The organism is Micromonospora sp. KC723 (assembly GCF_004348595.1).
Taxonomy (GTDB): Bacteria; Actinomycetota; Actinomycetes; order Mycobacteriales; family Micromonosporaceae; genus Micromonospora.
Genome location: NZ_SMKD01000003.1, coordinates 112,083 through 130,150 on the forward strand (window position 1 = coordinate 112,083; position 18,068 = coordinate 130,150).

Here is an 18,068-nt window from a genome sequence, read left to right on the forward strand (position 1 = left end):
TGACCGGCCGGACGCCCGGCCTGGGGGTGGTGGTCGATCAGGGAAGGCTGATCTCCATGTCGAGGCCACCGCCGGGTCGGGCGCGGGCGATCAGCCAGGGTGCCGGATGCTCTCGATGATCCGGGCGAAGCCTTCGTTCCCGTGGCCTGCGTCAATCTGGCGTTGGACGAGCCGCTGCACCATGGCGACCACCTCGGTGCTGACGCCCTGGTCGGAACTGGCGGCCAGCAGGGCGCCGAGGTTGGAGAACTCGAGGCTCTGTTGTCCTTCGACCGTGTAGTCCCCGCCGTCGATGACTGCGGCGAACTCCTCGAAGGCGCCGGTCATCGCGGTCAGCCACGGTGCGGCCCTGGCAGCGAACTCGCCCGCCGACACGCCGGCCGGCGCCGCTGTAGAGAATCGACGACCCGGGCTGTCCGATCATGTGCGGTACGGCCATGATGCCGCCGTCGAGGTACACCACCCCGGCAGAGGCAGCCCAGGCGGCCAACTGCCGTGACTGAGCCGGTGACGTCGTGGTCACGTTGACCAGAGCCCGTCCTGCCAGATCGGCGGAGAGCGGATCAAGCACCTGGTTGACCGACGCGTGGTCCAGCAGGCACGCGACAACCAGTCGGCTGGCCCGGACCGCGTCGCCGGCCGTGGCGGCGGCTTCCGCGCCCTGCGCGACGAGGTCGTCCGCCTTTCCGGGTGACCGGTGGAGGATGCGGATGGCGGCATCAACACGGCGTGGCCCCTACTTCTGCGGTATCGACGCAGCGATGGACGTGGTCGCCGGCAAGTGGAAGTCGTTGATCCTCTGGGAGCTGCACCACCACGGGACACGCCGGTTCGCCGAGCTCCGACGTGGTATTCCGGGCGTGAGCGAGAAGATGCTGATCCAGCATCTGCGGGAGATGGAGGAAGACGGGCTCGTGCATCGTGAGGTGTACCGCGAGGTGCCACCGAAGGTCGAGTACTCCCTGACAGAGCACGGCGTGTCGCTCAATGCCGCCCTGATCCCCCTGGGACGGTGGGGCACCGAACGCATCGGGCGGATCGGAGCCGAGAAGGTGCCCGTCACCTCTGCCGCAGGTGGCTCCCGGCAGGACTCCAGCGCGCGTACGGCCCGGCAGCGCCCTGCCCGAGCCTCCCCCACGGCGGACGAACGCCTACGTGCGCTGACCGGTGTCGCCGCGGTGCCCGTCACCGGTTGGCGCGACGGTGGACTCCCCGGCGACCTGGCGCTCCTCGGCGGGGGTGGGCGCGAAGCGGTCGAAGAAGCGCAACAACTCCACCGGGAACGGCATCACCAGCGTGCTGTTCTTCTCCGCCGCCACGTCCGCCACGGTCTGCAGCAGCCGAAGCTGGTACGCGCCGGGAGTGCCGGCCATCGCGCGGGACGCGTCGGCGAGCCGCCGGGACGCCTGGAACTCCCCGTCGGCGGCGATGACCCGGGCCCGCCGGTCCCGCTCGGCCTCCGCCTGGCGGGACATCGAACGCTTCATGCTCTCCGGCAGCGCCACGTCCTTGATCTCGACCCGCTCGATGTTCAACCCCCACGGCCCCTCGGTCGGCGCGTCGATGACCGACTTGAGGTCGGCGTTGACCCTGTCCCGATCGCCGAGCAGGGTGTCCAGGTCAACCTTGCCGATCACCGACCGCAGCGCCGTCTGCGAGATCTGGAGCACGGCCGCCGGGTACTGACGCACGTTCACCAGGGCCTTGACCGGATCCACGACCCGGTAGTAGACCACCGCGTCCACGGTGAGAGTCACATTGTCCCGCGTGATCGCACCCTGCGCCGGCACGTCGATCACCGTGGTCTGCATGCTCACCCGCACCATGCGGTCGACCACCGGAATGATCAGCCGCAGACCGGGCTCCCGGACCGGCGCCACGACCCGGCCGAACCGGAACACGACACCGCGCTGGTACTGCTGGACGATGCGGATGCTCAACGCGCCGAGCAGCGCAAGCACCGCGAGCACGATCACCACGCCGACCACCACGCGCACCCCACGGCACCCCCTCACCCCTCGCGCGAGCCTTCCCGCTTTCGGCGCAGGTAGTCCTGGTGCCGGATCCGAGCCATCCGGGGACGGGTCGTCGCAGACGGCAGCGGAGACGAAGGCCGACCGCCCACGGTCGGACACGGCTCGCGCCGCGGTACTCGCTCATCGGCACCAGTGGGCGTTCGACGCCCCGGCCGGAGCCGTACCACGGGTTCTCCCGGTGTCTGCTCGACGACGACCCACCGAGGTGTGCCGAGACTGCGCGCCGCATCGAGGCCCAGTTTGGCGTGCGGTGGTCGGGTATCCCCCGGGACAGTCGGAACCTGACGTGGAGGGCGCCGTGCCGATCGTCGGCGAAACCCTACCGCCGCATCAGCAGCCGGAGGAGAACTCCCGGCACGGCCGACTGATGGTCCGGCCGGGCCCGCCGGTCGCGGCCTCGGCCCGCACGGGGCTGGTGCCGTTCGACGGGCAGGCCGGAAAGCCGCTCGCTCTGGCGTACGTACCGCAGCCGACGGACGGGCGCCCGTATCGCCTGGTCCTGCTGCTGCACGGCGCGGGGGGATCACCACGGCAGGCACTGGAGCTGATGCTGCCGGTCGCCGACGAGCAGCGCCTGCTGCTCGTGGCGCCGCAGTCGACCGCGGCGACCTGGGACCTGATCGGTTCGGGCTTCGGTCCCGACGTCCGTCGCGTCGACCGGGTGTTGCAGCAGATCCTCGCCGAGTATCCGGTCACCGGCATGCTCGTCGGCGGGTTCTCCGACGGGGCGTCGTACGCTCTGTCGATCGGGCTGATCAACGGCGACGTCTTCGACGCCGTGCTGGCCTTCTCCCCCGGTTTCGCCGCGCCGCTGGTCACCCACGGCCGTCCCCGAGTCTACGTCTCCCACGGCACCAGGGACCCGGTGCTGCCCGTCGACCCGTGCAGTCGACGCCTCGTGCCACGACTGCGCGCGGTCGGCTACGACGTCACCTACGACGAGTTCGACGGTGGCCACGAGGTGCCCGAGACCGTCGTGCGCCGCGCCGTGCGGTGGTTGGGTTCCCGTACCTGACCCACCGTCGCGGAGGCGGCGGCCGGGTCGCGGTACCGGTGGTCGGAAGCCCGTGACGCCGGCCGGCGGTACCGGCCGCTCAGAGCCGGGCCAACGCGGCCTCCAGGTGCGTCATGGCCAACTGTCGGACCGGCTCGTACTCCTGCGCCGGGTAGTCGCGGGTGGCGTCCTCGGTGAGCAGGATCAGGTACAGGTAGATCTGGTAGAGGCGCAGCCGGTTCCGTTCCGGTTCGGTCAGCTCGTCCCGGCCCAGGTAGCCCGGGAGCAGGCCGGGTACCTCGGCCGGGTCGGCGAAGACTGCCAGGGACACCAGCTCGGCGAGCGGATCGCCGTAGAAGGCACGTTCGCCGTCGATGATCCCCTCGACGGCGAAGCCGTCTCCGTCCGGCCGAACGAAGATGTTGCCGTCCCACAGGTCGAAGTGGACCAGGGCGGGGCGGGTCACCTCGTCGAGCAGGCCGGCGTGGCGGCGGACGAGCCGGCTGACGGTCGTCGCCGACGCCGGCAGCCGGCGGTCGTACGCCACGGCGTCGGCGAGGATGTCGTCCATGATGGCCAGGAAGGAGGCCCGCCAGCTCGCCGAGCGGGTACGCCCGTCCCGGCGCGGGTAGCCGAACCGGGCCCCGGTCACCGTGTTCAGCCGGGCCGCCCAGACGCCGACCTGGTGGCGTACCGCCGCCAGCTGCGCCGGGCTCATCGCCTGTTTCGCCGTCTCCAGCGACTGGCCGCGCAGCCGGTCCATGACCAGGTACCCGGCATCGGGGTCCGCGTGGCGCAGGACGGGCAACGGCAGCCCTGCCGAGGCGGCCCGTCGGTAGAACTCGATCTCGGTACGCATCAGGTCGACCTCGTACCGGAGCAGGGACAGCCCTGGCGGGGGCGCCACCTTCACGACCACCTCGCGGTCGTCGACGAGAGTGACCCCGTACGTGGTGTTGAACCAGCCGTCGGTGAACTCGACGACGTCGCGAAGTTCGACCGACGCGCCCAGCGCCCGCCGCAGCAGGCTGTCGATCTCGGCCCGGGACAGGTCGCGCTTGGTGATGCTTCGCACCTGGGGAGCATCGCATCCGCGGGAGGCTCCCACAACGGGCCCCTGGTCTGGTCGCGCATCCTCCATCCCCCGGCGCCGGAGCGCTCAACTCGACCATCGTCGATTGACAGTTATCGGTCCTTGCGGCACGCTTGCCGTTGCATGCGCCTGGGCCGTCGACCAGCGACCGTTGCGAGATGAACCGGGCCTGCCAGGTGACGAGCCATGGAAGGTGACGGTCGATGTGAAGGCAGACGTCCAACGCCCTCGCCCGGTAGGACGACCCGCTGCGCCACGCCGCGCGGTGCCGACCCGCGCAACCGGCCGCTGACCCGCAGACACCCCCTGGAGGTCCCATGTCCCCGTCGGCCAACCAGCACAGTGACCCGCGCCAGGAGCGTGTGCCTGCGGCAGGGCAGGCGGTCAGCCGCAGAACGATGCTCATGGCGGCGGGAGCCGGCGCCGTCGCCGGCGCGCTGACGACCGGCGCGGCGAACGCGGATGCGACCGTCACCATCAATCCCAGCGCCGACTACGGTGCGTGGGAGGGCTGGGGCACCTCGCTGGCGTGGTGGGCCAACGTGTTCGGCGACCGCGACGACTTCGCCGACATCTTCTTCACCACCAGGTCGGTTTCCTACCGCGGGGCCATGCTGCCCGGGCTGGGCCTGAACATCGCTCGCTACAACCTTGGCGCGTGCAGCTGGAACAGCGTCAACGGTGCGCAGATGGTCGCATCGCCCAACATCCCACGGTTCAAGCAGATCGGAGGTTTCTGGCAGGACTGGCGCAACGAGGACAGCACATCGTCAGCCTGGAACTGGAACACCGACGCCAAGCAGCGCGCCGCGCTGGTCAAGGCGACCCAACGGGGCGCGATCAGCGAGTTGTTCGCCAACTCGCCGATGTGGTGGATGTGCCTCAACCACAACCCGTCCGGCGCTGCCGACGGCGGCAACAACCTGCAGTCGTGGAACCACCGCCAGCATGCGCTCCATCTCGCGGCCACCGCCCGCTACGCGCGGGATCGGTGGGGAGTGGACTTCCGCACCGTGGATCCGTTCAACGAGCCATCGTCGAACTGGTGGCGCGCCGACGGCAAGCAGGAAGGCTGCCATATCGACGCCACGACCCAGCGCAGCGTCCTGGCCCACCTGCGAACCGAGCTGGACCGGCAGGGCCTGAGCGGGGTGATGATCTCGGCGTCTGACGAGACCAGCTACGACCTGGCCCGTACCACCTGGGCGAGCTTCGACTCCGCCACGAAGGCCGTCGTGCGCCAGGTCAACGTCCACGGGTACCAGGGCGCGAACGGCCGCCGGGATCTCCTCTTCAACGACGTGCGCGCGGCCGGCAAGATCCTGTGGAACTCCGAGAGCGGGGAGAACGACAGCACCGGACTCACCATGGCACGCAACCTGTGCCTGGACTGGCGCTGGCTGCACCCGACCGCATGGTGCTACTGGCAGGTCATGGATCCGAGTCCGGGCTGGGCCGCGATTCAGTACGACTTCGACACCCTCGCCGCAGGCGCGGTCCAGCCGAAGTACTACGTGCTCGCCCAGTTCACCCGGCACATCCGGCCGGGCATGCGCATCATCGACACCGGTGTGGGTTACGCGGCCGCCGCCTACGACCGGGTCGCCCGCCGGCTCGTGATCGTCGCGGTCAACACCGGAGCCGCGCAGACCCTGACCTTCGACCTGTCCCGCTTCGCCCAGGTGACCGGCGGGACAGGCGGAGTGGTACCCCGGTGGTCCACCGTCCCGGCCGGCGGTGACCGGTACACGAGCCGCCAGGACATCCGGCTCAGCGGGAAGGCACTCCGGGTCCCCTTCGCCGCCGCCTCGGTCCAGACCCTTCAGGTCGACGGCGTCGTGGTCTGACCCTGACATCGGTTCCACAGGTCCGCGGGTTCCGGCCGGCACGCCACCTGGGCGACCGCGCACCCGACAAGCGGCAGGACGTGTGGTCGACGGACGCCACCAAGCTCCGCATCGACCGGGAGCGGAGTTCTCACGCCAGAGCCCGTACGGGTTAGGAGAGATATGAGGAGCAGGTATCCCGCCCGCACCGCCGTGGGCATCACCGCACTCACGACGCTGGTGAGCACGGCGATACTCGCGGCGCCCAGCCCGGCGCAGGCGATCTTCGGCACCGCGGACATCAAACCGATCGAGAGCAACATCGCCGCCAAGTTCTGGGCCTCGGCGACGGCGAGCAGCGACTCGTCCGCCGCACGGCTGGCCATCGACGGCGACCCGACGACGTCCTGGTACGCCGACCGCCGCAGCGCCCCCCATCGGCTGACCGTCGACCTTGGCGGCACCTACGACAACCTCCGCAAGGTCAAGGTGATGTTCCCGGACCGCGGCGCGGTGCACCGGTACGTCGTCGAGGCCTCACCCGACGGTCGCCGGTGGGGAACCATCGCCAACAACTCCCGCAACCAGGTCGCGTCACGAGGGGCGGTGCACCTGTTCACCCGCCCGGGAACGCGCTTCGTCCGGCTCACGTTCACCGACGTGTCGAGCCGCGCCAGGGTCGGTGTCAGCGAGATCCAGGTCTTCAACTACCTACGCGACGACCTCATCCTCGGCGCCGACATGTCCTGGGTCGACGACTTCCAGACCCGGCAGTACTGGGTCGACCCCCTGGCCGCCGACAAGGGTGCCGGGCCCCACCTACTCGACGTGGCCAAGGACCGCGGCATGGAGTACACCCGGCTGCGTGTCTTCAACGAGCCCAGGAACGAGAACAACGGAGAACCGACGCCGATCCCGCGTCAGGGCCCGGAGCGCTCCCTGGACTCGGCGCGGTGGATCAAGCAGCGAGACATGGGCCTCGGCATCGACTTCCACTACGCGGACTCGTGGGCCGACCCGGGCAAGCAACCCAAACCACGCGCCTGGGCCGAGCTGGAGTTCGACGACCTGACCCAGGCGGTGTACGACTTCTCCGCCGACTATCTCCGCCGGTTGATCCAGCAGGGCACCACGCCGGACAAGGTCGCCGTCGGAAACGAGATCATCAACGGCTTCATGTACGGCAGCGAGGCCGCCCTCATCGGCACCACCAATCCGCCGTACTTCGCCAACCAGGCCGGCATCTACCAGTCGAAGCCCGGCGGTGGCCTGCTGTGGCGGTACTGGCAGTCCACCGACCCGGTCGAGCAGCGGCTCTACAACGAGGCGTGGGACCGGTTCACCACGCTGGCCGCATCCGGGATCAAGGCCGTCCGCGACGCGTCCCCCACGTCCAAGGTGGAGATCCACGTGATCGTCGGCACCGACCGGCTCGCCAAGACCATGGAGTTCTGGCATCAGTTCCTCACCCGGGTGAAGGCCAAGGGTCAGAACCCGGACGTGCTGGCCATCTCGTACTACTCCGAGTGGCACGGTACGCCCGAGGCGCTGGAGCGGAACCTACACACGATGGCGACGACGTATCCCGACTACGAGATCGAGGTAGCCGAGACGGCCTACCCCGCGTCCGGCGGTGGCGGCTCGCCGATGCCCCACTCGCCCTTCCCGCGCACCGTCCAGGGCCAGGCGGACGCGATCCAGCGGGTCTTTCAGGCCGCCAACGACGTGGTGAACAACCAGGGCACCGGCGTGCTGGTCTGGGAGCCGGCGGGCTTCCAGACGATGTTCCGGGCTGTCCCCGGAATGGCGAACACCTGGGAGCCACACGCGTCCATCAACGTGTTCAACGCCAGCCAGGCCAGGCACATCGTCGAGGACACCGTCTACACCGCCACGGTGGTCAAGGGCGTCCCGGCACTGCCGCCCTCCATCCGCGTGCTCACCACCGCGAACGGCGCGGTCACCAGTGTCCCCGTCCAGTGGCAGGCGTTGCCGGCCGGGGCGACCGACGCGCCAGGTGAGGTGACCGTCAGCGGCATGACCGATGTGGGTCCGGTCACGGCGGTCATCGACGTCGTCCGTCCGGGCCAGGTCAGGAGCGGGTGACAGAGGAACAGGGCGCCGGCCACGGGTCGGGCAGTCAGCAACCGCGGGGCGGCGAGCAGGTGCTGCTCGCCGCCCCGCGGCGTGCGCTCATCGCTTCAGCCAGCTCACGGCGGCCCCGGACGACTTGACGAACCCGCGGTCAACCACGAGCAGCGCAGTCAACCCACGGCCCAAACCTTTCAGCTACCGATCCGCACTCCGGATGCTGTGGTCCTGAGCGGCGAGCACCGCGTCGTCGTTGACGCCGCTCACCTGCTGCCGGTCCCCCACGACATGGACGACCTCACCGCGGCGGCATTTCCCGTCTCGTACGCGACCGCGCACGGGTCACTGCTGCACCGAGGAGGGCTGAGGCCGGGCGAGACCGTCGTCACAGGAAGCACGGGCAACGTCGGAGAGGCGGCTCTCCAGGTCGCACGAGCCCGTGGCGCACGAGTCGTCGCCGTGGACCGCTCGGGCACTCTGCCGCCACCGGCCGCCGACCACATCGTGCCGCCCGACGGTCTCGCGGAATCCGTCCGCCGCCTGACTGACGGACGGGGGGCCGACATCGCTCTCGACCTCGTCGGCGGTGACCTGACCGCCGAACTGCTCAACGGCCTGTCGTGGGAGGGACGGCTTGTCACGACCGGGTTCGCCAGTGGCGACATCCCGAGCATCAACCTACTCGACGTGCTGGTGAAAACATCGCGATCATCGGCGAAGACATTGCCGGCTACGCCAGCCGCGACGTGGCCACCGCGATCCGAGCGCTGCGGGAGTGCCTGGGCTGGCATGGTGCGGGACTTCTGACGCCTCGTACTCCCGTCGCCTCTCACTTCACCGATGCTGTCGCCGCACTCGAACTCATCTCCAGCGGCACCTCCCGCGGGAGGCTGGCCCTCGCCCTGTCAGCCTGGTCGCCCCGGGCGGCGGCAGGAGACCAGCGGTGACCACCGTCAGGCCAGCAGCTCCTGGACGGTGGTCTTGAGGTCAGCCATGGCCGCGCGGTAGAAACGGGGCCCGTAGGACACGCGCGCCACGCCCAGTTCCCTGAGGGTGGCCAGATCCAGGTGTTCCCCGGTGTTGCCGTTGACCGGGCCGGGTAGTTCGGCGACCAGGGTGGCGATGTCGCGCTCGTGGCGTACCCCGATGGGGTAGACGCAGTCGGCGCCGGCGTCCCGGTAGAGCCTGCCCCGCCGTACCGCCTCTGCCAACCGATCGGGCTCGGGTATCCCGCTGGTGGGCAGGAAGGTGTCGACGCGGGCATTGATGACGATCGGTACACCGGCGTCGTCCGCGGCGGAGCGCACCGCCGCGAGCCATTGGGCCTGCGCGACGGCGTCGACCAGGCCGCCCGCACGATGGTCGGTGTCCTCCAGGTTGCACCCGACCGCGCCGATGTCCAGCAACCGGTCCACCAGTTCACGCGGCTGCATGCCGTATCCCGCCTCGGCATCCACGGTGACGGGGACCGCCACCGCCCGGGCGACCCGCCCGGCCGCCGCGAACATCTCCTGCCACGGCGCGTGCTCGCCGTCGGCATAGCCGAGCATCGCCGAGATCGCCGCGCTGGCAGTGGCGATCGCGGGAAAGCCGGCTTCGGCCACGACCGTCGCGCTCGCCGCATCCCACACGTTGGGCAGGACGAGCATCCCGTCGGCGTGTAGCTCGCGGAGCCTCTCGGCACGCGCCTTCAGATCCGCCGTGTCACCGGCCATCATCATCCTCCCGTCGAGAAGCATGGCAGTGGCGCCAGGGTAACCGCCCGGTCTGACATTCAGTGGCGACCAGAGGCGCTCGAGCTCGTCGAGGTCATGGCGCAAAACGCCCGCCCGTTGCCCTACACCAACGAACGATCACCAATGCTCAAGAATTGTCGGATGCGCATCAAGACAGCCGCCTGTCTGCTTGCCGTGTCCACCGTGTTGCCGCTCACCGCCTGCAACGCGGAGCCGGCACCGATCCCGCCCCCACCACCGGCCCCCAGCGCCAGCACGGGTCCGGAATGCCCGACGTCCGGCGTGGCATTGACGGCGGGGCAGGTGGAGGCCGCCTCCGGGCTGCGCGCGATGAAGGTCAGGATGGTCAACTGCGGGGCGACGCCGTACCCGGTGAACGGCTACCCGGTGCTACGGCTGCTCGACGCCGACCGCAAGCCGCTGACGCTCACCGTCGCCGAGGGCACATCGACGATCTCACGCATCGCCGGCTTCGACGGTCCACCGAAGCCTGTGACACTGGGCTCAGGCGGCGAGGCGACCGCCGTCCTGGTGTGGCGCAACACCGTGACGGACACGGGCGTGCCCGCGACGACCGGCGTTCACATCGAGGTGGCCCCGGCGTCCGGCCAGCGAGGACAGCTGCTCACCCCGCATGGCGGCGTCGACCTCGGGACGACCGGTACCCTCGCCACCAGCCCCTGGGTCGCTGTCCGGTAGCCCGCACCCCCAACACGGGACGGGTGGCAGTCGGGCCAGAAGCAGGGCGGCCGCACCCACCCGAGGAGGCGGCGACGAGCGTCGCCGCCAGCGTCCGACGAGGTCACTTCGCCCCGTGGCCGGCACCATCGGCACGGTGGTCACATACGGGCCACGGGTTGGCGGAGGATCGTCCGCAGCTTCGCCGGCTCGCTCCTGCGCGGGTCGCTCAGATAGATCTCGTGGTGCGGCCCGTTGAACGTGAGGCCATTGGCCGGCATGAACTCATGGTGGAGGCGCTCGAGCACCGGGCCCTCGTCGTCGTACGGGCCGACGTGCAGCACCTGCACGGACAACCCCTCGGCGTACTGCCCGAACCGTATCTTGTCCACTGCCGGCAGGTGTTTCTTGGTGGCGGCCAGCCGGACCGCCTCGTCCACCATGTCCGCGGTGATCCAATCAGGCTGGGTGATCATCATGGTCCACCGCCACTCACCCTTGGCCCGAGTCAGGAACACGGTGGGATCATCTGCTGACCACAGGCCCTCCAGCGGGGCGACCACGTAGTCCCGGCCGAGCCGCTGCTTGCTGGCGAACTTCAACGTGTACGAGACGGCGTACAACGCCGTCACGGCATCCTGATAGGACTCCGCCGTGTTGGGATCACCCTCCCCGTCGACCATCAGGAACGGCAGTACGGGCACGTCCACGAGCTGGAAACTCTCGGCGCGCGGGGCGTAGAGGTCCTTGCGGTCCCGCTTGATGTCCGACTTCGTCATGGCCCTCTCCAGAATTCTGATCGTGGCGGCGGTCCAGTCCTGCTCGGCGCGGAGCTGGGTCGTGCTGTAGTCGAAGATGGCGGCCACGAAGTCCGCGACCGGCTCCTGTGCTGCCCGAGTCGCCTGGATCGCGGCGAGACGCTCCCCCACCCGGGCCTCGCGCTCGCGCAACGCGTCGACGACCTCCCGTGCCGGCAGGACCGGACTGTTGGCCAGACCGACGAGCACAGACGGGTGAGCCGGGCGCAGCTCCGCGAGGGCCTGTCGGGTCGCCTCGGTCAGCAGCCGCATGCCGTCCGGGGTGGCGGCATAGACTCGGCGGCCCTTCGCCGTCCCGTCCGGTCGGGTGCTCGAGACCAGGTCGCGTGACTCCAGCCGACCGAGGACGTAGTAGATCGACGAGAAACCCAGGGACGTCCATTCGCGGATGCCCCGAGCCTCGATGACCGCCTCCAGTTCGTAGCCGTGCCGGGGTCTCTCGGCCACCAGACCCAGCACGGTCAGCTCAGCGTCGGTCAACGGACGGGACATGAGGATATTCTAGTACTGGAATACTCGCGCGGCACAGAGGGTCGTCGAGGGTCATCTGGGCGAACCGCATAGGCGTGGAGAAGCGAGAGGTGTTCCAGGTCATCGGCGCTCCGCCCGGCGTGCCAGGTCCGGTTGCGGGGTCACGCCGAGCTCACCGACGTTCCTGACCCAGGTCCACGACATATGTCAAGGGCCGATACCCTCGCGGGGCGGTTCGGTCGGCGCTGCGGGAAGTCGGCGCAGCGCTCGGATGGTCATTGCCGCCAATGGCGCGCCCACCGCAAGGAGTACGGCCGCCTCGGCTGCGGCGATCGTGAGCAGTGTCGCGTGCTGCGCCTGGTGGCCGTAGTCCACCATGGTCACCAGGCGCAGGGCGAGAATCGTGGTGGCGAGCAGGGTGAGCGCCAGCGACCACGGCAGCGCGCGCGCTGGCCGGTAGGGCCGCCGACCCGCCAGGTGGATCACGGTGGCGACGCTGACGAGGACACAGGACAGACCGGGCCAGTCCAGCAGTCGCAGCACCTGACTCGTGGCCTGGACGGCAAACAGCGGCACCGGGACGAGGAGGATGCCGATCGGCAGCGCGCGCAGCCATCGACGGCGCGGCACTGGTGCGGCGTCGTCGTGGAACGCGGCCATGGCGAGCACCAGGACACCGTCGAGAAGCAGCATCACCCACGGCGACGCGGACGGCGGAACCTCGCCGGCGGCCTGGCGCACGGCGTTGGTCAGGGCCGGGGGCAGGATGGCAAGCAGCGCCAGTGCCTGGGCTACGCGCCGATGGCCGAGGACGAGTGCGACGTAAGCCGGCAACCAGGCATAGTCGGCCAGGTCCCACGCGGTGCGCCAGAGGTTGCCCGCAGCAACGGGCATCCAGTCGGGCGGCGGGGCGGGTAGCCATGCGATGTTGCCGGACAGCCACGTCGTGATGGCCACACCGGCGGTGACCATCACGGCGTGGGCCAGTGTCGCCATCAGAGTCGCCAGGCGGACGGCTTCTCCCCACGCGTACGAGCGGGGTGGGGCGTCGGTTCCGCCGAGCCGCAGCCGGGCGGCGAGAGCGATGACACTGGCGACCTCGGAGAGCTGCGGCCGGCCGTAGTCGGCGACGTACGCGCTGGTCTCCGCATCGCCGGTGTCCATGCTCTCCAGGAAGGCGGCGACCATGTCGTCCTCCCACTCGCGCCGGTAGTCGGCGGGCAGCAGTCGCAACAGGAGGCGATAGCGCTCCTCCAACCGGCTCACGACGGCGCCGGCCCCGTGATCGGGCGCGGATGCAGTTCGCGTAGCCGGGCCGAGGCGATACGGGCGTTCGCGGCCAGCCGTTCCGCCTCGGCGGCGAGCGCGTGACGGCCCCGCTCGGTCAGCCGGTAGTACCGGCGGAGCCGGCCCTGCCACGCCTCCTCCCGGTCGAGTTCCACCAGTCCGTCCACGACGAGTCGGTCCAACACGCCGTACAGCGAGCCGATCTTGAGCTGGACCCGCCCACGGGACAGTTCCGCCACGTCGGAGACGATCCCGTATCCGTGCCGTGGCGCGTCGAGTAACGCGGTGAGGATGAAGAAGGCTGGTTCTGTCATCGCCCGAGAAGCCATGCGCCCAATATAATGGATGCCAGGATATGCTGTGAAGCGAAGACGGAGTGCTGGGCCGACATCCGCCGAGCCCCTGGAAGGGAGCCATCATGGGCGACGGTGACGCGGCGGACGCCGCAGACCTGGGCGGACCCGACTTCGCCCCGGTGACACCACGGCCGGAGATCAGCGTGGTCGGTGCCCCGCCCACCCACGAAGGCATCTTCCTGGGCCCCGGGTACAGCGGTCACGTGGTGCTGCCCCGGGCCACCCGGCCACCCGGGTCACGACCGTCAGCCGCGAGCGGTGACCTCGAGGACGCAGCCCCGGAGAATCCGGCGGCACGCCCCACGTCGTCGACCCAGACAAGCGGGACCGTCCCCACGCCGCCGCGGACGTAGTTTCCCTGCTCGGCGACGAGGTGTCGCAGCCGAGCGGGGGATGTCGCGGTCACCGGGCACAGGTGCGAGGTGGGACGGGCAGGGCCGGGCGGCGAGGATGTCGACCAGGCTCGTGAAGCTGTCCGTACCGCGCCCGGCGGCCAGGCCGAGGCGATCGGGCGGCGCGTACCCTCGCCCGCGACCTGCGCGACTCTGACTGGGTCGACGGCCGCCCCGTCACGCCACCGCGCTCGGCACCGCCGTCCGAGCGCCTGACATCCAGCGCACGGCCGATGAGGCGTTCACCCGCTGGCGGGACCTGGTGGAGGCGAAACTGCGCGCCACGGGCTTCACCCGCGCCGACGCCCGGGACCTGGCGCACACGGTGATCAGCACACTGGAGGGTGCCGAGCTGGCCGCGCAGGTCGCCCGGAGCGAGACCCCGCTGCCCGCCGGGCCTGGCCGCCGGAGAGCTGACCGGGGCGGCGGCGTAGCAGCGCGGGCGGGTCCGGCAGGCGCAGGCTGGCGAGCAGTTCGAGGAGGGCACCGGTGCCACGGTCGGGTGCGCTCTCGCGGACCAGGTCGGCGACACGCATTCGTGGGTTGAGCCGGCTGGCGGGGTCCTGGCCGACGTAACGGATCGCGGTGTGTCGCATCCGGCGTAGGCGGTGGCGGTCCAGCGCCAGCATCGGCTCACCGAGCACCCGTAGCTCGCCCTCCCAGGTGAATCCGGGCGGAAGCGTACCGGCGCAGGCGCGCAGCAGCGTGGTCTTGCCGCAGCCGGACGCTCCGGTGACGGCGGTGACGGTGCCGGTTCGGGCGGCCAGGTCCACGCCACCGAGCAGGGCCGTGCCGGCGGAGTCGTGGATCCGTAGGCCGCGTACGGTCGGCACGGCACGGTCGGGGTCCCGGGTGGTCATTGCCGTCCGCCGTTTCCACCGGGCGCTGGCCACGTTGAACGCCGCTTCCTGACGTCGGCCGCGCCGGCTTGGAGCGTGTCGCGAAGCCGGACCACCGACCGGGTGATCGACAACACGACGAGGCGGGTCGCCGGCCGGCCGGTCAGTCACCGGGGCCGTTCGACGGTAGATGGTCAGCCAGAACGGCGAGGTAGGTACGCCGGGCCTCGGTGTGCCGCCGCACGCCCTCCTCGGTCGCGGCGACGAACACGCCACGACGGTCGGCCTCACAGACCGCGCGCAGGACCAGACCGCGCTTCTCCAGCCGGTCCACCATGCGGGACAGTGCGCTCTGACTGAGGTACATGTCGCCCGCCAGATCCTGCATGCGACGCTTCTCACCATCCTGAGCGACGAGCCGGTCGAGCGTCTCGAACTCCGTCAGGGTGAGGCCATGCCGGTCCTGAAGGGCGCGGTCGAGTTGGCCCGCGACGCGGTTGTAGCTGGTCAGCAACGAGCGCCAGCGCTCGATCAGGGCAACCTCGGACGTCATCGCGCGGATCGTACCTCCGGTCGTGAGCTTCGTACACCTAATTATATGCAGGCGCACAAGATGCATGGACATTAGATGCGTCTGCATCTAATGTCCGTCCTGTGATCGACAACGCCACCGGCACGACGCCGGTCATGACGAGACCGGCCGGTTCGACGCCGACCCACAGGCCCACCCGCACCGGGACGCACTGGACACCGCAGCTCTGGGGACTCCTCGCCGTACTCTGCGCCGTGCTGTTCCTCGACGCACTCGACGTCTCGATGGTCGGCGTGGCCCTACCCTCCATCGGAGCCGACCTCAACCTGTCCACCGCCTCGCTGCAATGGATCGTCAACGGCTACGTCCTCGGCTACGGCGGGCTGCTGCTGCTCGGTGGCCGCACCGCGGACCTGCTCGGCCGGCGGGTGACCTTCCTGGTGGCGCTGGGCGTCTTCGCCGCCGCGTCCCTGGTCGGCGGCCTGGTGGACGACAGCACCCTGCTCATCGCCACCCGTTTCGTCAAGGGCCTCGCAGCCGCCTTCACCGCTCCCACCGCCCTGTCCATCCTGACCACCACGTTCCCCGCCGGGCCGGCCCGCAACAGGGCGCTCTCCATCTTCACGGTGTTCGGCGCCAGCGGTTACTCCAGCGGGCTCATCATGGGTGGACTCCTCACCGGCCTGGGCTGGCGATGGACGTTCCTCATCCCTGTCCCGCTGGCAGTGGCGGCCCTGATCGCCGGCCTCACCCTGATCCCACGGGACCGGCCCGCCGCCGACGGCGGGCACGACCTGGTCGGCGCGCTCACCCTCACCGGCGGGATGCTCGCGGCCGTCTACAGCGTGGTCGCCGCCCCGGAACGGGGCCTGTTCGACCCGGTGACGCTGGCCGCCGCCGCCTCCGCCGTCCTCCTGCTGGTGGGCTTCGTGGCCACGGAGCGCCGGGTACGGCACCCCCTGATCCGACTCGGCATCCTGCGTTCCGCCACCGTCGTACGGGCCAACGTCAGTATGGTCGCGCTGTTCGGCAGCTACCTCAGTTTCCAGTTCATCATGACGCTCTACCTGCAGAACGTGCTGCGCTGGTCGCCGCTGCAGATGGCGTTGGCCCTGCTGCCCGCAGGGCTGCTGGTCGCCTTCGGCGCACCGTTCGTCGCCCGCCTGATCGACCGCTACGGCACGGCCCGGGTGATCCTGGCCGCCATGGTCTCACTGACCCTGGGCTATCTGTGGTTCCTGCTGACGGCCGGGGACACGCCCCACTACCTGCTGACCGTCCTGCCGACCATGCTCCTGCTCGGCGGCGGCTTCGCCTTCGGGTTCAGCTCGATCACCGCCCAGGCCACCGACGGCATCGACGACTCCGAACAGGGCCTGGCCTCCGGCCTCGTGCAGACCTCCGGCCAGGTCGGCGCCGCCCTGGTGCTCGCTCTCGTCACCGCCCTGGTGTCCGGCGACGAGACGACCGGCCAGGTGGGTGACTTCAGCCAGTTCCGCCCCGGCGTCAACCTCGTCACCGTGGTGGCGCTGGTCGGACTGGTTCTCAGCCTGGCGGCGCTGCGCAGGAGCCGGCGCGTCTGACCCACCGGGGGACGGCCACCGGGCCGTCGGCCCGCCGGTTTCCGGCGGGCCGACGCCCGGCGTCGCCGTCGATCACGTGCCAGCCGCCACCCAGACGCACGTGCTACCGCCACGGAAGACGCGCCCGGCTGCGGCCGACGGACAGCATCGACGTGCTTGGATTGCGCCGGGTGTCGGGGGCGAGTACCGTCCTCTGCGAGCCGGAATCGCCGAGGTAACAGGTCCAGTGGCTACGCCCGTCCCCACGCGCATTGGGCAGTGATCGTCGGGGCGACCACCCGCCGTGTAGCCCGCTGCCCCTACCGGGGCCTACACATCCCGAGGTAGGTCATGAAGAGACGACTCGCCGCCTTCAGCGCCGCCCTACTCGCCATCACGGCATCGATCGTGGTGTTCGCCCGTCCCGCCGATGCGGCGGTGGGCCTACACATCGAGGGTCGTAACATCGTGGAGGCCAACGGCCAGACCTTCGTCATGCGCGGGGTCAACCACCCGCACGTCTGGTACACCGGCCAGACCAGTTCCTTCGCCGACATCAAGGCGCTTGGCGCCAACACCGTCCGCGTCGTGCTGGGCACAGGTAAGCGGTGGGGCCCCTCCACCGATGTCGCCGACGTCATCGCGCTGTGCAAACGGAACCGGATGATCTGCGTACTGGAGGTGCACGACACCACCGGCTACGGCGAGGAGGGCGCCGCCGCCAGCCTCGACGAGGCGGTCGACTACTGGATCAGCCAGAAGAGCGCGTTGGTCGGCCAGGAGAGCTACGTCGTCGTCAACATCGGCAACGAGCCGATCGGCAACACCAACCCCGGCCAGTGGACCGACGCCACCGCGAACGCGATCAGGAAGTTGCGCAGCAACGGTTTCCAACACCTGCTCATGGTGGACGCGCCGAACTGGGGCCAGGACTGGACCAACACGATGCGGGACAACGCGCAGACCGTGTGGGACGCCGACAGCCTGCGGAACACGGTGTTCTCGATCCACATGTACAGCGTGTACAACAGCGCCTCGAGCATCACCTCGTACCTCGACGCCTTCGCCGACAAGGGCCTGCCACTGGTAGTCGGTGAGTTCGGTTGGCGATTCAACTCGGGCGAGGTGGACCACGACACCATCTTGGCCGAGGCACAGGCCCGCGGCATCGGCTATCTCGGCTGGTCCTGGAGCGGCAACACCGACCCGATCCTGGACATGGCTCTCAACTTCGACCCCAACCAGCTCACTACCTGGGGCCAGCGCATCTTCAACGGCGCGAACGGCATCAGGGCCACCTCCCGGGAAGCCACCGTCTTCGCGGGCACGCCCACCACCCCACCGCCGACGGCGACGC

General features: G+C 70.0%; 16 protein-coding genes and 3 pseudogenes. 9 read left to right on the forward strand and 10 right to left on the reverse strand.

Going from position 1 to position 18,068, the window contains the following annotated elements:
• Positions 1 to 90: 90 nt before the first annotated feature.
• A complete protein-coding gene (locus E1165_RS29675; protein WP_243704543.1) occupies positions 91 to 375 on the reverse strand; it encodes a hypothetical protein in 285 nt (94 codons plus the stop codon).
• Between the two features lie 124 nt (positions 376 to 499).
• Positions 500 to 712 (reverse strand): annotated as a pseudogene (locus E1165_RS30580) (NAD(P)-binding domain-containing protein); the annotation flags it as partial.
• Positions 713 to 761: 49 nt separating this feature from the next.
• Between E1165_RS30580 and E1165_RS02025 the strand changes: the two are divergent.
• Positions 762 to 1,019, forward strand: a pseudogene (locus tag E1165_RS02025) (winged helix-turn-helix transcriptional regulator); the annotation flags it as partial.
• A gap of 132 nt (positions 1,020 to 1,151) precedes the next feature.
• Here the strand turns inward: E1165_RS02025 and E1165_RS02030 are convergent.
• Complete coding sequence (locus E1165_RS02030; protein WP_132387066.1) at positions 1,152 to 1,997, reverse strand: slipin family protein; 846 nt, start codon at positions 1,995 to 1,997, stop codon at positions 1,152 to 1,154.
• Between the two features lie 337 nt (positions 1,998 to 2,334).
• Here E1165_RS02030 and E1165_RS28770 point away from each other — a divergent pair, with 337 nt between their 5' ends.
• The gene (locus E1165_RS28770) at positions 2,335 to 3,051 is read left to right on the forward strand and encodes an alpha/beta hydrolase (RefSeq protein WP_165945110.1); all 717 of its coding nucleotides are present in this window, start codon (positions 2,335 to 2,337) and stop codon (positions 3,049 to 3,051) included.
• A gap of 79 nt (positions 3,052 to 3,130) precedes the next feature.
• Here E1165_RS28770 and E1165_RS02040 read toward each other — a convergent pair whose 3' ends face one another.
• The gene (locus tag E1165_RS02040; RefSeq protein ID WP_165945111.1) at positions 3,131 to 4,105 is read right to left on the reverse strand and encodes a phosphotransferase family protein; all 975 of its coding nucleotides are present in this window, start codon (positions 4,103 to 4,105) and stop codon (positions 3,131 to 3,133) included.
• 422 nt (positions 4,106 to 4,527) lie between these two features.
• Between E1165_RS02040 and E1165_RS02045 the strand changes: the two genes are divergently transcribed.
• From E1165_RS02045 to E1165_RS29685, 3 genes are all read left to right on the forward strand, one after another.
• Entirely contained in the window at positions 4,528 to 5,970 is a 1,443-nt protein-coding gene (locus tag E1165_RS02045; RefSeq protein WP_207916464.1) for a hypothetical protein, read from the forward strand.
• 162 nt (positions 5,971 to 6,132) lie between these two features.
• On the forward strand, positions 6,133 to 8,055 hold the full coding sequence (locus tag E1165_RS02050) for a glycosyl hydrolase 53 family protein (RefSeq protein WP_132387074.1): 1,923 nt from the start codon (positions 6,133 to 6,135) through the stop codon (positions 8,053 to 8,055).
• 207 nt (positions 8,056 to 8,262) lie between these two features.
• Entirely contained in the window at positions 8,263 to 8,847 is a 585-nt protein-coding gene (locus E1165_RS29685; RefSeq protein ID WP_132387076.1) for a zinc-binding dehydrogenase, read from the forward strand.
• Between the two features lie 146 nt (positions 8,848 to 8,993).
• On the opposite strand, the gene E1165_RS02060 is transcribed toward E1165_RS29685, so the two are convergent.
• Complete coding sequence (locus E1165_RS02060) at positions 8,994 to 9,860, reverse strand: isocitrate lyase/phosphoenolpyruvate mutase family protein (RefSeq protein WP_243704544.1); 867 nt, start codon at positions 9,858 to 9,860, stop codon at positions 8,994 to 8,996.
• A 57-nt stretch (positions 9,861 to 9,917) separates the two neighbouring features.
• Here E1165_RS02060 and E1165_RS02065 point away from each other — a divergent pair, with 57 nt between their 5' ends.
• On the forward strand, positions 9,918 to 10,475 hold the full coding sequence (locus tag E1165_RS02065) for a DUF4232 domain-containing protein (RefSeq protein WP_165945113.1): 558 nt from the start codon (positions 9,918 to 9,920) through the stop codon (positions 10,473 to 10,475).
• Positions 10,476 to 10,615: 140 nt separating this feature from the next.
• Here E1165_RS02065 and E1165_RS02070 read toward each other — a convergent pair whose 3' ends face one another.
• The 3 genes from E1165_RS02070 to E1165_RS02080 form a co-directional block, all read right to left on the reverse strand.
• Positions 10,616 to 11,764 carry a GyrI-like domain-containing protein gene (locus E1165_RS02070; RefSeq protein ID WP_132387080.1) on the reverse strand — a complete coding sequence of 383 codons (1,149 nt, stop codon included), beginning with the start codon at positions 11,762 to 11,764 and terminating at the stop codon, positions 10,616 to 10,618.
• Between the two features lie 186 nt (positions 11,765 to 11,950).
• On the reverse strand, positions 11,951 to 13,009 hold the full coding sequence (locus E1165_RS02075; protein ID WP_165945114.1) for a hypothetical protein: 1,059 nt from the start codon (positions 13,007 to 13,009) through the stop codon (positions 11,951 to 11,953).
• Positions 13,006 to 13,359 (reverse strand): PadR family transcriptional regulator, encoded by a 354-nt coding sequence (locus E1165_RS02080; protein ID WP_243704545.1) that lies wholly within the window; start codon positions 13,357 to 13,359, stop codon positions 13,006 to 13,008. The genes E1165_RS02075 and E1165_RS02080 overlap by 4 nt, the downstream gene beginning before the upstream one ends.
• A 636-nt stretch (positions 13,360 to 13,995) precedes the next feature.
• Here E1165_RS02080 and E1165_RS30585 point away from each other — a divergent pair.
• Positions 13,996 to 14,106 (forward strand): annotated as a pseudogene (locus tag E1165_RS30585) (hypothetical protein); the annotation flags it as partial.
• A gap of 1 nt (position 14,107) precedes the next feature.
• Here the strand turns inward: E1165_RS30585 and E1165_RS02090 are convergent.
• Together E1165_RS02090 and E1165_RS02095 are read right to left on the reverse strand one after the other, a co-directional pair.
• A complete protein-coding gene (locus tag E1165_RS02090; protein WP_132387084.1) occupies positions 14,108 to 14,638 on the reverse strand; it encodes an ATP-binding cassette domain-containing protein in 531 nt (176 codons plus the stop codon).
• A 142-nt stretch (positions 14,639 to 14,780) separates the two neighbouring features.
• On the reverse strand, positions 14,781 to 15,170 hold the full coding sequence (locus E1165_RS02095; RefSeq protein WP_132387086.1) for a MarR family winged helix-turn-helix transcriptional regulator: 390 nt from the start codon (positions 15,168 to 15,170) through the stop codon (positions 14,781 to 14,783).
• 134 nt (positions 15,171 to 15,304) lie between these two features.
• On the opposite strand from E1165_RS02095, the gene E1165_RS02100 reads away from it, so the two are divergent.
• On the forward strand, positions 15,305 to 16,732 hold the full coding sequence (locus tag E1165_RS02100; RefSeq protein ID WP_132387088.1) for an MFS transporter: 1,428 nt from the start codon (positions 15,305 to 15,307) through the stop codon (positions 16,730 to 16,732).
• 330 nt (positions 16,733 to 17,062) lie between these two features.
• Positions 17,063 to 18,068, forward strand: a 1,006-nt coding sequence (locus tag E1165_RS02105; RefSeq protein WP_132387090.1) for a glycoside hydrolase family 5 protein, incomplete at its 3' end; no start/stop codon positions are given.

Bases quoted from the DNA above. Each gene is read 5' to 3' on its own strand.
- E1165_RS02080 (WP_243704545.1), bottom strand. From the start codon at position 13,359: ATGGCTTCTCGGGCGATGACAGAACCAGCCTTCTTCATCCTCACCGCG.
- E1165_RS02045 (WP_207916464.1), top strand. From the start codon at position 4,528: ATGGCGGCGGGAGCCGGCGCCGTCGCCGGCGCGCTGACGACCGGCGCG.
- E1165_RS02095 (WP_132387086.1), bottom strand. From the start codon at position 15,170: ATGACGTCCGAGGTTGCCCTGATCGAGCGCTGGCGCTCGTTGCTGACC.
- E1165_RS02070 (WP_132387080.1), bottom strand. From the start codon at position 11,764: ATGTCCCGTCCGTTGACCGACGCTGAGCTGACCGTGCTGGGTCTGGTG.
- E1165_RS02065 (WP_165945113.1), top strand. From the start codon at position 9,918: ATGCGCATCAAGACAGCCGCCTGTCTGCTTGCCGTGTCCACCGTGTTG.
- E1165_RS02090 (WP_132387084.1), bottom strand. From the start codon at position 14,638: ATGACCACCCGGGACCCCGACCGTGCCGTGCCGACCGTACGCGGCCTA.
- E1165_RS02100 (WP_132387088.1), top strand. From the start codon at position 15,305: ATGACGAGACCGGCCGGTTCGACGCCGACCCACAGGCCCACCCGCACC.
- E1165_RS02050 (WP_132387074.1), top strand. From the start codon at position 6,133: ATGAGGAGCAGGTATCCCGCCCGCACCGCCGTGGGCATCACCGCACTC.